This is a genomic window from Streptomyces sp. CB02923, from assembly GCF_001905005.1.
Classification (GTDB): Bacteria; Actinomycetota; Actinomycetes; order Streptomycetales; family Streptomycetaceae; genus Streptomyces.
Genome location: NZ_LWKZ01000002.1, coordinates 96549 through 110580 on the forward strand (window position 1 = coordinate 96549; position 14032 = coordinate 110580).

The 14032-nt window shown below is 71.7% G+C and carries 12 protein-coding genes; 6 read left to right on the top strand and 6 right to left on the bottom strand.

The window, feature by feature from the left end; all coding sequences use genetic code 11:
• Positions 1-153: 153 nt before the first annotated feature.
• The gene (locus A6A06_RS06780; RefSeq protein WP_242440606.1) at positions 154-1512 is read right to left on the bottom strand and encodes a hypothetical protein; all 1359 of its coding nucleotides are present in this window, start codon (positions 1510-1512) and stop codon (positions 154-156) included.
• Positions 1512-2459, bottom strand: a complete 948-nt coding sequence (locus tag A6A06_RS06785; RefSeq protein WP_073760067.1) for a 5-dehydro-4-deoxyglucarate dehydratase — start codon at positions 2457-2459, stop codon at positions 1512-1514. The genes A6A06_RS06780 and A6A06_RS06785 overlap by 1 nt, the downstream gene beginning before the upstream one ends.
• Positions 2460-2780: 321 nt before the next feature.
• On the opposite strand from A6A06_RS06785, the gene A6A06_RS06790 reads away from it, so the two are divergent.
• From A6A06_RS06790 to A6A06_RS06800, 3 genes are all read left to right on the top strand, one after another.
• Positions 2781-3590, top strand: coding sequence for an NAD-dependent epimerase/dehydratase family protein (locus tag A6A06_RS06790; protein WP_073760069.1), 810 nt, complete (start codon positions 2781-2783; stop codon positions 3588-3590).
• Positions 3591-3703: 113 nt separating this feature from the next.
• Entirely contained in the window at positions 3704-3976 is a 273-nt protein-coding gene (locus A6A06_RS06795) for a GlsB/YeaQ/YmgE family stress response membrane protein (RefSeq protein ID WP_073760071.1), read from the top strand.
• A gap of 83 nt (positions 3977-4059) precedes the next feature.
• On the top strand, positions 4060-5304 hold the full coding sequence (locus A6A06_RS06800) for a TerD family protein (protein WP_073760073.1): 1245 nt from the start codon (positions 4060-4062) through the stop codon (positions 5302-5304).
• A 555-nt stretch (positions 5305-5859) separates the two neighbouring features.
• Here the strand turns inward: A6A06_RS06800 and A6A06_RS06805 are convergent.
• On the bottom strand, positions 5860-6486 hold the full coding sequence (locus A6A06_RS06805) for a TetR/AcrR family transcriptional regulator (protein ID WP_073760075.1): 627 nt from the start codon (positions 6484-6486) through the stop codon (positions 5860-5862).
• Positions 6487-6619: 133 nt separating this feature from the next.
• Here A6A06_RS06805 and A6A06_RS06810 point away from each other — a divergent pair, with 133 nt between their 5' ends.
• Positions 6620-8071 (top strand): amidase, encoded by a 1452-nt coding sequence (locus tag A6A06_RS06810; protein ID WP_073760077.1) that lies wholly within the window; start codon positions 6620-6622, stop codon positions 8069-8071.
• A 539-nt stretch (positions 8072-8610) separates the two neighbouring features.
• Here the strand turns inward: A6A06_RS06810 and A6A06_RS06815 are convergent.
• Positions 8611-9018, bottom strand: a complete 408-nt coding sequence (locus tag A6A06_RS06815; protein WP_073760079.1) for a hypothetical protein — start codon at positions 9016-9018, stop codon at positions 8611-8613.
• A gap of 484 nt (positions 9019-9502) precedes the next feature.
• On the opposite strand from A6A06_RS06815, the gene A6A06_RS06820 reads away from it, so the two are divergent.
• Complete coding sequence (locus A6A06_RS06820) at positions 9503-10507, top strand: hypothetical protein (protein ID WP_199930732.1); 1005 nt, start codon at positions 9503-9505, stop codon at positions 10505-10507.
• Positions 10504-11061: a flavoprotein gene (locus A6A06_RS06825; RefSeq protein ID WP_073760083.1), complete on the top strand. Its 558-nt coding sequence runs from the start codon at positions 10504-10506 to the stop codon at positions 11059-11061. Before A6A06_RS06820 ends, A6A06_RS06825 begins: the two co-directional genes overlap by 4 nt.
• Before the next feature lie 54 nt (positions 11062-11115).
• On the opposite strand, the gene A6A06_RS06830 is transcribed toward A6A06_RS06825, so the two are convergent.
• Together A6A06_RS06830 and A6A06_RS06835 are read right to left on the bottom strand one after the other, a co-directional pair.
• Complete coding sequence (locus tag A6A06_RS06830; protein ID WP_079193848.1) at positions 11116-12216, bottom strand: LLM class flavin-dependent oxidoreductase; 1101 nt, start codon at positions 12214-12216, stop codon at positions 11116-11118.
• Between the two features lie 136 nt (positions 12217-12352).
• On the bottom strand, positions 12353-13804 hold the full coding sequence (locus A6A06_RS06835) for an alkaline phosphatase PhoX (RefSeq protein ID WP_073760085.1): 1452 nt from the start codon (positions 13802-13804) through the stop codon (positions 12353-12355).
• Positions 13805-14032: the final 228 nt, after the last annotated feature.

Sequence of the window (14032 nt, forward strand, 5' to 3'; positions counted from 1 at the left end):
GCTCGGGTGCACGCGGCGGCGAGCACGGTGACGTCTCCGGTGCGCGGCCCTGGGCCGTACCGCGGGAACCACGGCCGCGCAACGGAACGCGTTGTAGTAGATCACCGTGCGGTGCGGGCCGACCGGAATGGGCGGGACGCCTGTCGGCGCTGTTCAGCGCGGTGCGGCCGGTACGTCGTCCGGCCCGCGCGGTACGTCGGCCGCCCCACTCCGTACGTCGGCCGCCCCACTCCGTACGGCTGCCAGTCCACTCCGTACGGCAGCCAGCCCGCGCCGTACGGCTGCCAGGTCGCTGTTGCCCGCCAGGCCCGCGTGATACAGGCGCAGCTCACCGGCGCCGAGGGCGGCGGCGTGCGCGGCGTCGGCGGCGAGGGTGCCGGGGCTGCCGCCCATGGCGGTGACGACGGTGAGGTTGGCGGCGACGACGGGGGCGGGGGGCGCGTCCGGCGTGGCCGGGCGCGCCCCGGCTTGCGGACGTCCCGCCGCGCGGGCGTGCACGCCCGCGAACGGCGCCAGCGCATCCGTACGGGCAGCATCGTCACCTGCGCACGGGACCACCACCCCGTCGGCGTGCGCAAGGACGTCCGCCGGGTCGACGCCCGCGTTCGCGCCGCAGCGGTGCGGCGCCGGGTCGGCGTGCAGCAGCACGCGAAACCCGTCGCCCGCGGCAGCCCGTACGGCCGCCACGACCTCCCGCTGAAGCGTGCGCGCGGCCCCGTCGCGCCAGCGCCGTACGAGCCCTGACAGCTCGCCCCCCAGCAGCTTCTCGACGGCGCGCCACTCCCCCGCCCGGCCCCCGCCTGCCTCCTCACCGCTGCCGTCCGCCCCCGCCCACACGGGCTCCAGCGCCCGTACGACCGCTCCCCTGACCTCCGCCGCCGCCACCCCCAGCTCCGCGTACCCCGTCTCGCAGACCTCGCAGAAGCACAGCGACATCAGGTACCGGGCGGCGCCGGAGAGCGGCACGCCGCCGGTCTTGTCGTGCGCGTGCAGATGCGTCAGCCCGTACCAGCCGCAGGATTCCAGCTCGGTGCCGCGCGCGCCGGGGCGTGCGGCCGCCTCCGCGGCCAGGTCCCGCAGGTAGGTGCGGACCTCGGGGCGGGCGATGCAGGGCGCCCACGGGTACCGGTCGCCGTAGGCGTTGCGTACGGCGATCGAGGGGTGCTCGGCGCCGAGGCGCGCGTTGTGGGCCAGCACGACCCAGCTGTGCACTTCCAGGCCCGCGTCCGTCAGCGCCCGCGCCGCCTCGCCGAAGGGGTCCGGGCCCGCCACCCAGTCCTGCGTGTACGGGCGCAGGGCGCGGCCCGCCCAGCGTTCGGTGTCGTGCGGGTACAGGACGGCCGCGTGCCGGGCGGTGACGACGCGGTGGCGGGGGTGGCGCGGGGTCAGCGCCCGTGTGGAGTGGTAGGCGGCGGCCAGGGTGACCTGCTGGACGCCGAGGTCCGCGACGCGGCGGGCCGCCTCCGGGTCGCCCGCCACGTCCCACGGGTACAGGAACGCGGCGGCGCGCATCACCGGCCGCCCGCCGGGGCGCCGACCAGCGCCAGGCCCTGTTCGATCAGCGCGGCCAGCGCCTCGACGTGCTCCGGAGCCGGTTCGCTGAGCGGCGGCCGGACCGGCCCGACGTCCGTCCCGCGCAGCCGTACCCCCGCCTTGACCAGTGAGACCGCATAGCCGCGGCCCTGGTTGCGCAGCTCGACCAGCGGCCGGTAGAAGCCGTCCAGCAGCCGGGTGACCACCTCGTCGTCGCCGTCGGCGAGGGCCCGGTGGAAGGCGGTGGCGATCTCCGGGGCGAAGGCGAAGACGGCGGACGAGTACCGGCGGACGCCGAGGCCGCGGTAGGCGAGGCCGGTGAGTTCGGCGGTCGGCAGCCCGTTGAAGTACAGGAATTCCCGCTCCGGCGCCTCGGTCCGCACGGCGCTGATGGTCCGTTGCAGCAGGTCGAGGTCGCCGAGGCCATCCTTGAGGCCGATGATGCCGGGGGTGCGCGCGAGGGCGACGACGGTGTCCGGGGTGAAGACGGCGTTGTCGCGCTGGTAGACGATGACGGGCAGGGAGGTGGCGGCGGCCAGGTCGGTGTAGTGGCGCAGCAGGCCCGCCTGGTCGGCGGCGACGAGGTACGGCGGCATGGCCAGCAGCCCGTCGGCGCCCGCTTCCTCGGCGAGCCGGGCGTAGCGCGCGGCGAGCGCCGTGCCGTACCCGGCGCCGGCCAGCACCGGGACCCGCCCGGCCGTTTCCTGGACGGCGGCGGCCACGCAGTCCCGGAACTCCTCGGGGGTCAGCGCGTGGAACTCGCCCGTACCGCAGCAGGCGAAGACGGCGGCCGCGCCCGCGTCGACGCCGGCGCGTACGTGGGCGCGGAAGGCGGTCGGGTCCAGGGCGCCGTCGGGGCCGTAGGCGGTCACCGGGAAGAACAGCAGTCCGTCGAGGCGCTCGGCGAGCGGCGGGGCTGAGGTCACGGGCTCTCCCTGACATGCTCGTGCAGGAGGCGCGCACGTCACGGCGCCACCGCTGCGCGTACACGTCCCTGACTGGTGTCCATACTCATGAACGTATGCACGCTAGGGCAGCGCTCCCTGGCCGGTCAAGGGCCGGAAACTCCCGCCGGACACCCGAAAATCCCGCCCCGCAAGCGGATTTGGCCGGTCCGTCAAGCATCTTGACCCTGTCCGGCGCGCCTTCCTACGGTGACTTCGCCCGTCCACTTACCTGAACGTCCACTTACCTGAACGCCATCCGCGGATGAAGCCGTACGACCGAGCCCGCCCGGAGGAGCCCCCATGCCCGTACCCCGCACCGTCCTGCTGACCGGCGCCGCCGGAGGCCTCGGCACCCTGATGCGCGACCTGCTGCCCCCGTACGGCTACCGCCTCCGCCTCCTCGACCAGCGGACCATCGAGGACGAACCGGAGGCCGTTACCGCCGACCTGGCCGACAAGGAAGCCCTGCGCGAAGCGGTACGCGGCGTGGACGCGATCGTCCACCTCGCCGGAATCTCCCTCGAAGCCCCCTTCGAGAAGATCCTGCGCGCCAACATCGAAGGCACCTACAACCTCTACGAGGCGGCACGCGAGGCGGGCGTGCGCCGCGTCGTCTTCGCCTCCTCCAACCACGCCGTCGGCTTCACCCCGCGCCCGGCCGACGGCTCCGGCGCGATCCCGGTGGACGCCCCGCGCCGCCCCGACACGTACTACGGACTCTCCAAGGGCTTCGGCGAGGATCTCGCCTCCCTCTACTGGGACGTGCACGGGATCGAGACGGTCTCCGTCCGCATCGGCTCCTGCTTCCCCCGGCCCACCACCGTCCGGATGCTGTCGATCTGGCTGAGCCCGCCCGACTGCGCACGCCTGCTGCACGCCGCGCTCACCGCCGAAGGCGTCGGCCACACCGTGGTCTACGGCTCCTCCGCCAACACCCGCCTCTGGTGGGACCTGACCACGGCCCGCTCGCTCGGCTACGCGCCGCAGGACGACTCCGAGCCGTACGCCGCCGAACTCGTCGGCGCCCACGGCGCGCTCGACCCCGAAAATCCCGAACACGCGCACCTCGGCGGCGCCTTCTGCGTGGACCCGCCCATCTGGCCGTACTGAGCGGCCGTGGCCTCGGCCACGCCGGGCCGGCCGACGCAACCCTCACCCGCCTCACGGCGTCCTTGTGTGCGTATCAATCATTTGCGCAACCGTGCAGGAACGAGGAACGCACCATGGGTATCGTCAGCTGGCTCGTACTGGGACTGATCGCAGGCGTCATCGCCAAGGTCCTGCTGCCCGGACGGGACCCGGGCGGGCTCGTCGGCACCACCCTCATCGGCATCGTCGGCTCCTTCATCGGCGGCTGGCTCTCCACGAAGATCCTGGACAAGCCGATCCCGAAGGACTTCTTCGACCCGTCGATGTGGATCGCCGCCATCGCCGGCTCCCTGGTCCTGCTCATCGCCTACCGCCTGCTGTTCGGCAACAGCCGCGAGCGCCGCTGAGGGCCCGCGGGGCAGCCGCCCCGACCGGCCCTCGGTAATGGAACCGCAAAGGAAGGCCACTCGTTATCCCCGGCATGACCGCTATGACTCCTGGCTCGAACCTCCCACTCACCGCTTCGCGGGTGGCGGTGGACGTCACCGCGCCCGTGCGGCTCGATGTGTCGGGCCTGCTGCTCACCGCCGACGGCAAGGTGCGTTCCGACGACGACTTCGTGTTCTACAACCAGCCGGCCGGTCCGGGCGTGACCCACACGTCCGGCGCGAGCGGCGCGGGCGACACGATCACGGTGGACACCGCGGCGGTGCCCGCCGGCATCGAGAAGATCGTCGTGACCGCCAGCCTGGACGCGCCCGGCGCCACCTTCGCCGGCACCGAACCGACCGGCACGGTCCGCAGCGCCGACGACGGCAGCGTCATCGCCTCCTTCACCCCGCCCCAGCTCGGCGCGGAGACCGCCCTCGTGGTCGTCGAGATCTACCGGCGCAACGGCGCCTGGAAGGTCCGCGCGGTCGGCCAGGGCTATGCGAACGGACTGGCCGGCATCGCCACGGACTTCGGCGTCAGCGTCGAAGAACCCGCCGCACCCGCCGCACAGGCGCCCCCGGCCCCTCCGGCCGCGGCCCCAGCCGCGCCTCCCGCCCCGGCCGCGCCTCCCGCCGCCCAGTGGGGCCCGCCTACGGGCGCCCCCGCGCCCATGGCCCCGCCGCCCGCCGCACCCCCTGCCGCCCCGGCGCCCGCGCCCGGCACCGGCAAGATCAACCTCGACAAGGGCCGCGTCAGCCTCCAGAAGAACCAGACCGTCTCCCTGGTCAAGGGCGGCCGGCCGCTCCTGTCCTCGGTCCGCATGGGCCTCGGCTGGGAGCCCGCCTACCGCGGCAAGGACATCGACCTGGACGCGTCCGTGATCGCCTACGGCCCGGACCGCAAAAAGGTCGACAACTGCTTCTTCGGCAAGCTCCAGATCCTCAACGGCGCCATCCAGCACTCCGGCGACAACCTCACCGGCGAGGGCGCGGGCGACGACGAGGCCATCACCGTCCACCTCGGCGGCATCCCCCCGCAGGTCACCGGCCTGGTCTTCACGGTGAACTCCTTCTCCGGCCAGAAGTTCTCCGACGTCGCCAAGGCCTACTGCCGCCTGATCGACGCCCAGACCGGCGAGGAACTGGTCCGCTTCGACCTCACCCAGTCCGAACCGCGCACCGGCGTCATGATGGCCAAACTCATCCGCCAGTTCTCCGGCGAATGGGAAATGACCGCCATGGGCGAATTCGTCGACTCCCGCACCGTCCGCGGCATGGTCAAGCCGGGCGGCGCGGCGCTCTGACCATTCCGACTCCCCCAGGGGCGGCCCCGCGCACGCGGGTGCCGCCCCTGGGGCGTTTCTTCCGCTGACGGTCACATCCCCGTACGGGGTGTGCCCGAGATACGTGCCATTGCGCGAGCAGGACCTGACCGCTGCCGGCCCCGGCCAAGCTGCTTGAGCACCGAAGGACTCCGCCTTGCCCGCGCCACAGCCGGTTTCTCGAATAGCTACAACAGACGGACATGCAGCTGAGAGTGACGAGCCATCAGGATCTGTCAGGGTAAAGACCTGTCGGGGTAGAGACCTGTCGGGGTAAAGGGGAACGCCTCACCCGTGGAAACGTGATCGGGGCGATCCGCTGTCGCAACGAATGCGCTGATTACCGCGACAGCGGAGCGGGCCACCGAGCAGGACGGATGGGCACAGGCGCCGGGGATTCGGGCATCGGCACTCGGCACTCGGCACTCGGCACTCGGCACTCGGCACTCGGCACTCGGCACTCGGCGACAAGTGTTCCCGTGAACTTGGGCGAACGCGCACCGGTTTCTCGGTATTGGGGACACGGATTCGAGGCTGTCAGCCGTTGGCCGGCCGAGATGCACCGAGGGGGGAACGGTGCCGATCCACGATCCCCTCGACGATTCTCATCAGGCGGTCCCCCGCCTGATCGATGCTTCCGTTCTGCGTGCTGACCTGCGCGCCTTCGAGTACGAAGGTGATCTCGGCGGCGGCCTGCTCGGGGTCGGGCAGCCCGGCCTCGGCGCACATGCCCACCAGCCTGCGGGTCTGGTGGGCCTTGTGCTTCTCGATCACTTGCCGTGCGGGATGGGAGCGGTCGGGCAATTCGGCGAGGGAGTTGATGAACGGGCAGCCCCGGTGCGAGGTAGCCGGCAATCCCTCGGCGATGAAGCGGGCCAAGCCCATGATCTGCTCCCTGGGCCGGCCGGGGTATTCCATCTGGACCCGGTCGAAGGCCGCCTGGTAGTCGGCGGCGACGATCCGCATCCACTCCGCGACCAGCGCGTCCTTGGTTTCGAAGTGCCGGTAGATCGCCATTTTGGTGGTCGCGGCCTTCTCGGCGATCGCCTGGACGCCCACTCGCCGGATTCCCTCGTTCTGGAAGAGCTCTTCCGCCGCGTCGAGGATGCGCTCACGAGGCGGCAGCTTCGCCACTCTGCTCGGCCTTCTGGTGGTCGATGCCATGACTGCTCCGTGACGTCCGGTCGGGTGCGGGACCCCTTACCTCATTGCCCTTACGGTACCAGTCCGCTCCATACGATACCGTTGGGTATCGTCAGAGACTCAGCAGTATCGCTCTTTCCGCTAGGAGATGAGAGTGAGAGTTACCGAGTACGTCAACTTCGACGCAGTCGGGCTCGCGGAGCTGGTGGCCAAAGGCGAGGTGCCCCCCGCCGAGCTGCAAGCAGCCGCACGCGAGGCCGCGCACGCGGTCAATCCGCGGATCAACGCCATCGTGGAGACATGGCCGACCGACGACGAGCCCAACCCCGGCAGCACACCGCTGGCCGGGGTCCCTTTCCTGATCAAGGACATCGGAGTCGCCATGGCCGGGCGGCGCATGGAGCTGGGCAGCCGACTTGCGGCCGGCGGCGTCGCGCGCGCCGACTCCTCCCTGATGCTGCGCTTGCGTCGCGCCGGCCTCGTGACGTTCGGGCGTACCGCGACACCAGAGATGGCTTACGGCATCACGACGGAACCAGTGCTGTACGGCGCGACCCGCAACCCGTGGAACCTTGAGCGGAGTGCGGGCGGATCCAGCGGGGGCGCGGGCGCGGCTGTAGCGGCCGGAGTGGTCCCGATCGCACACGGCACCGACGCCGCCGGCTCGCTCCGTATCCCCGCCGCCTATAACGGCCTCTTCGGGCTGAAGCCCACCCGTGGCCGGGTCTCCATGGGCCCCGACTTCGACGAGCTCTTCAGCGGCCTGGCCGTGCACGGCAGCGTCAGCCGCACGGTACGCGACAGTGCGGCCCTGCTCGACCAGATCCGCGGCCCGGAACCGGGTGACCCCTACTTCGCCCAGCAGCCGTCCCGGCCGTACACGGAGGAAGTCACCCGCCACCCGGGCCTGCTGCGGATCGGTGTCCTCACCCAGGCATGGGGCGGACGCCGCACCACCACGCCGGTGGCCGACGCCCTCTCTCGCACCGTCCGTCTGCTCGAATCCCTCGGCCACCGGGTGGAGGAGGCCGAGGTCGGCCTCGGAGCCGACTGGGAGGAGTACGTCCTGGCCAACGCTCACCTGTTCACGGCGAACCTCGCGGCCTCGCTCGACGAACTGGCTGCCGCCTTCGACCGGCCCATCGATTCCTCCACCCTCGAACCGGCGACCCTGGCCGGCTACCACTACGGGCAGCGGATCAGCGGCGCCCAGTTCGTCACCGCTCTCACGATCCGCAACCGGGTCGCCCGCAGCCTGGCACGGCACTTCGACACCTACGACATATTGCTCACCCCGACCGTGCCGGAGCTTCCCGCGCCCCTGGGCGCCGATACCGAGAGCGCGCAGACGCTGGACGGCCTCGGCTGGATCGACCGCGTCTTCGACCGCTCGCCGTTCACCATGCCTTTCAACATGACCGGCACACCCGCCATGTCCGTGCCGGTGACGGCGGACGCCGAGACGGGACTTCCGATCGGTATGCAGTTCGCCGCCGGATACGGCCGCGAAAGCCGCCTCTTCCGCCTCGCCGGCCAGCTCGAACAGGCAAGCCCGTGGACGGGCCGAATTCCCCCGGTGTGGGCAGGGAATCGCACGGGCCACTGAGGAGCGTTCCTGGAGCCGGGAGCCCACGAGCCATGCGCTGAGCAAGCGGAAGAAACACCTCGCGCATGAGAGGCATCAGGCAAGGCCTGCATACGCCACCGTCCACCCCGGCTCCAGCGAACAGGCGACCCGATAAGCCAACTCCTCGCCCCTGCCTTCCAACTCGATACGCCGAGCGTCATTCCCTTCTTCGTCGCGCTCCGCCACGTAACGATTCATCGTGACTCCAGAGTCCAGTGCAGGCGTGAGCACCCCCAGCACACGAACATCGCCGTGCCGTGCCGCGCGTCCCAGTAGCGCACGACCCACTCCGGCCCCAGGCGCCGCGCCACGGCATGGTCAAACCGGGCGGCGCGGCGCTCTGACCGCCTGCCTTCCCTCAGGGGCGGCCCCGCGCGTGCGGGTGCCGCCCCTGAGGCGTCTTTCCCGCTTCTCATCGCACCGCGCACACAGCCCGATGTCGGCCCCACCCCCACTGGCCGCGTGCACGGTACCGATGACGGTCACGTTCCGTACGGCACCACAGTCCGCACACCCGATCACAGCACGCCCTCCACGGCAATAACCGCCGCCCGCAAGGCCACCGCACTCGTGACCAGCGCCCCCACCTCCGGCCGCACCCGCCACCACAGCCGCTCACTGCACATCTCCAGCCCCGGCACATACAGGGCCGCACCCACCCCCGCATCCCCCCACAACGGCAGCCGCCCCCCACCGGCCGTACCGGCAGGCACCATCCAGCACATCCCGGCCGGACGCCGGTGGTCCTCGATGACCGCCCCGGACCTGCCACCCAGCTGATCCAAGACCCGCTTCCCCGTCGGCAGCCCCAGCCACACCACATCCACCCCGAGCGCGGCCACGTCGCGCACCACTCGCAGCCCCGCTCCACGGGGAATCCAGTCGGGGAGGGAGACGGAGGCGCTGCTCTTCGCGGAAATCGTCATGCTGCCAAGAACACCGCTTCCACCACTCTCGTACGAGGCAGCACGAGAGGCAATCCTTCAGGACATTTGCCAGGACATTCACGTCCCGGCCATCACTCCGCGCCCTTACTCTGGGCCGAGACGCAGCACGCGGAGGTACGCCATGCCGGCCCCACCGGGGAACCCGCTTCTGGTCAGGGCCCGTATCAGGGCCGGCCTGCACACCCAGGATGACTTCGTCATCGCGTTCCAGGACAAGGCATTCGAGCTGGGCACCGACGCGACGGTGACGGTACGCCAAGTACGACGGTGGGAATCCTTGGCGCCGGGATGGCCCCACCCCACAGCACGGACCGTACTCACAGCTCTCTTCGGATGCCCGCCCGAGGCTCTCGGTTTCCGGCGCCGCGTCCGGCCTCTGCCCCTTGAGGCGAATGGCGCTTCCGCACGTCCCCAGGACGAAGGAGAGATGCTGCGGCGGACTTTCGTGTCCCACTCTCTTGCCGTGGTCGGCTCAGCAGCGATCCCCGCCGGCCCCGACGATGTGCTTCACGTCCTCGGTGCCGATCCACTGGACGGCATCCGGGACGTTCTCACCGGCACGGTAGGTGCACAGGAACCGGGCACCATCGAGTCACTGCGCCGGGACATCGCGGAAGCCAAGCGGCTCGTTCAAGCATGTGGCTACGCGCGGCTCGCACGGCAATTGCCCGCTCTCCTCGCCCGGTTCGAGTGCCCCGGGTCCGCACGGCCCGAGCAGCGCGCCATGGACCTGCTTGCGGTCCATGGCTATCACGTGGCAGCAACCCTGCTCCTCAAGTACGACGACGCGGCTTCGGCCTGGATCGCGGCCGAAAAGGCAGCGACAGCCGCCCGGCGGACCGAGGCCCCGGCGGCCATCGCCTCGGCATACCGGATCCTGACCCATGCTGTCGCCGGTGTCGGCCACCGAAGGCAGGCGGTGCGCGTGGCGGTAACAGGTGTCGACCATCTCAGTGGGCGGGTGTCCAGATCAGCCCCCGACAACGTCGCGGTCTTCGGCGCGCTGCTGCTACGCGGAGCATGGGCCGCCGCGCTGGACGAGGACCGGGACGCGGCAGCGGAGTTGCTCGACGAAGCTGAACGAACCTCAGCGCTGCTGCAAGAGGCGACGAACCGTCAGTGGACCGCGTTCGGAGCGAACAACGTAGCGCTGCACCGAATGTCGATCGCTCTCGCACTCGGCGACGCAGGCCACGCCCTGCAAGCGGCCAAGACCGTCGTTCCTGCCCAGCTCGCCGTGGCCGAGAGGCAGGCCACGTACTGGTCGGACGTAGCTCGCGCTCTGCACATCTGCGGCCGTACGGAAGCGGCGGCCCGTGCGCTGCTGGCCGCGGAGAAAGCCGCTCCGGAGGAGGTACGGTCCCGTTCTGTGACGCGCGCACTGATCAGAGAATTGCTGCAACGTGACCGCGCTGGACGCGCTCCCTGGCTCCGCGCGCTGGCGAACCGGGCACAGGTACCGGTATGAGCACACCGCGAGTGCTCTACATCATCGCCTGCGCCGCCGGCCCCGCGTCCCAACTCGTCCGCCTGGTCGAAGCCGCCGTAGCCGACGGCTGGGAAGTGTGCGTCATCGCCACGCCCGCGGCCGAGGCAGGCGCGTTCATCGACGTACCCGCGGTGGAGGCCGCCTCCGGCCGGCCCGTGCGGAGTGACTGGCGTCGAGCGGGCGAGGCGAAGCGCAATCCACCGCCCGATGCCGTGATCGTCGCGCCCATGACGATGAACTCCGTGAACAAGTGGGCCGCGGGCATCGCCGACACGTACGCGCTCGGTCTGCTCACCGAGGCGGTGGGGCTCGGGCTGCCGGTGGTCGCGCTGCCGTTCTGGTCGACGGCGCTGGACGCGCACCCGGCCACCCGGCGGTCGGTGCGGGTGCTGTGTGACCTGGGCGTGCGTGTGCTGTACGGGCCGGGCTCCTGGGAGCCGCACGCGCCCGGCACCGGTGGTGATCAGTTGGACAGGTATCCGTGGCGGCTGGCGCTGGAGACGGTCGAGGAGTTGGCCGGGAGCGGTCCGTGAGGCGCTCCCCGCTCCCGCTCCGGCGACCCTCTCACGCTCCGGCCGCCCGCCCCGCTATCCCGCCACCCCCACCACCCTCGCCAACCGCTCATAGGACTCCATCAGCCCCACCCGGTCATACGTGCTGGTAGTCACCAGGAATTCGTCGGCGGCGGTTTCGGTGAGGAGGGTGTCGAGTTGGGCAGCCACCTCCGGCTCGGTGCCGTGGATGTGGCCGGTGAGGGCGGATTCGTACAGGTCGCGTTGTTTCGGGGGCAGGGAGGGTTCGCGGGCGGAGATTGACTCGGCTGGTTCCAGGGGCGGGAAGACGCCGTGGGTGCGGGAGTAGGCCATCGACCAGGCTTCGGGGAGCAGGAGGGCGCGGGCCCGGTCGCGGGTTTCGGCCACGGCGACGGTGCCGGAGACGATGACGTACGGGTGGGGCCAGAGCGGGGAGGGTGCGAAGGTGGAGCGGTAGCGGTCGATGGCGGCCCGCATCGCGTCGCGGCCGCGCAGGTCGGCGATGACCAGGGCCAGGCCCGCGCGGGCGGCGATGTCCGCGCCCGCGCCGGTGGCCAGGACGAACGCGGGGACGTGCAGGCCCTCCGCCGGGCGGGCGTGCACCTGGGGGTGGGGGCGCGGGCCGTCGGTGAAGTAGGCGGTCAGTTCGGCGAGTTGGGCGGCGAAGGATTCGGCGGCGTCCTTGTCGGTGCCCAGGGCGCGGCGGATGCCGTCGGTGAAGCCGACGGACCGGCCGAGGCCCATGTCGATGCGGCCGGGGAAGAGGGACGCGAGGACGCCGAACTGTTCGGCGATGACCAGCGGGCGGTGGTTGGGCAGCATGACGCCGCCCGTGCCGACCCGGATGCGGGAGGTGGCGGAGGCCACCGCAGCGGCGAGCACGGTCGGTGCCGACCCGGCGACGCCCGGCACGCTGTGGTGCTCGGAGACCCAGAAGCGGTGGTAGCCGAGTGCTTCGGCGTGCCGCGCGAGGTCCACCGTGTCGCGGAGTGCCTCGGCCTCCGGGTGGCCCTGGCGGGTGCGGGAGCGGTCGAGGAGGGAGAAGGGGGTGGTGCGGAGGCGGTCGGCCCGGTCGCCGGAGGCGCTGGACGGGTTTCCGGGCCCGGCCGCCGTCGTCTCGGGTGTCTGTGTCGTCGTGCTGCTCCGCGTGCTCACCCTCGGTACAACGTGCGCGTTCCGGTCGGGATTCCTGGAGGGGCGCGCCGATCACCGAACGTACCTGGCACACGGCCCGCCCCATACGCCCCGTCGCCCGGGGCACGCCCCGTCCGCCCCTACGACCGCGCAGCGGTCACCGCTGCCGCCGCCAGGGCCCCGTGATCGCCAGCATGATCCCCGGTTCCTGGATGTTGGCGAACAGGGTGCGGCCGTCGGGAGAGAAGACCGGGCCGGTGAATTCGCTGTACGCGGGGTCGTCGGCGGTGCCGGTGTTCAGTTCGTTGCGGGCGATCGGGTACGTACGGCCGTCGTCCGTGGCGCCGAAGAGGTGCTGGACGCCTTCGCCGTCCTCGGCGATGATCAGGCCGCCGTACGGGGAGACGGTGATGTTGTCGGGGCCGTCGAAGGCGCCGTCCTCGCCGGGGTCGGGGTTGACGCCGAGCAGGACCTTGAGGGTCAGGGTGCGGCGGCGCGGGTCGTAGAACCAGACCTGGCCGTCGTGGCGGACCGGGCTCTCCTCGCGGGCGAAGGAGGAGACGAGGTAGGCGCCGCCGTCGGCCCACCACATGCCTTCCAGCTTGCGGGCGCGGGTGACGTCCTGGTCGCCGAACTGTTTGCGTACGGGGGTGGTGCGCGCGTCGCGGTCGGGGACCTCGGCCCAGTCGACGCCGTACACCGTGCCGGGCCTGGTCGCGCGGGAGAGGTCGTCGACGAACCGGCCGCCGGAGTCGTAGCAGCGGGGCGCGGCCAGTGTGCCCGCGTCGTCGGCGAGCGTGCGCAGCCGACCGCGGCCGTGCCGGAAGCCGTGTGGCGGGGTCCAGCGGTAGAAGAGGCCGTTGGGGCGGTCGGCGTCCTCGGTGAGGTAGAGGTGGCCGCGCTTGGGGTCGACGACGACCGCTTCGTGGGCGTACCGGCCCAGGGCCTTGACGGGGCGGGGGTCGCGGGCGGCGCGGATGTCGTGGGGGTCGACTTCGAAGACGTAGCCGTGGTCCTTGGTCATACCGTTCTGGCCGGCCTTGTCCTCGGTCTCCTCGCAGGTCAGCCAGGTGCCCCAGGGGGTGCGGCCGCCCGCGCAGTTGGTGGAGGTGCCCGCGATGCCGACGCGTTCGGTGACGTGCGTGCCGTCCCGGGAGACCTCGACGACGGTGCAGCCGCCGGCCGCCGCCGGGTCGTAGACGAGGCCGTCGGCGAGCGGTACCGGGTGCGGCCACTTCGCACGCGGGCCCTTCAGCTCGTGGTTGTTGACGAGGAGGGTGGTGCCGCGCGGGCCCTCGAAGGCGGCGGTGCCGTCGTGGTGGGAGGGGGTGGATTCGCCGCTCTCCAGCTTGGTGACGCCGGTCCGGGTGATGATCCGGTACGTGAATCCGGCGGGCAGGGCCAGGAGGCCCGCCGGGTCCGGGATCAGGGGCCCGTATCCCGGTCCGCGCCCGCGTGCGCCGGCGGCCGGGGCGGGCGCGTCCGCTTCCGGGACCTCCTGTCCGATGGCGCCGGGCGCGGTGGCCAGGACACCCACACTGCCGGTCAGTGCGACGCCGGCACCGGCGACGGCGGAGCGTTTGGCGAAATCTCTGCGGGTGAGCGGCATGTCATCTCCTGGACGGCGGGTTCGATGTGCCCTGTCCCGGGCGTGCCCGTACGGTTCCGCCCTCCGGCGGACGACGGCACGGTACGGACGCGCCCCTGCGCCGCACACCCTCGCGCGCCGCGGCGAACAGCGGTTGAACCCCGCACAACGCCGCGATGTCGGGAAGCGATTCTCCCCGGCCCGGAAAACCATGGCAAACAAGGTCATCAGCCGCATCTGCGCAGTAAG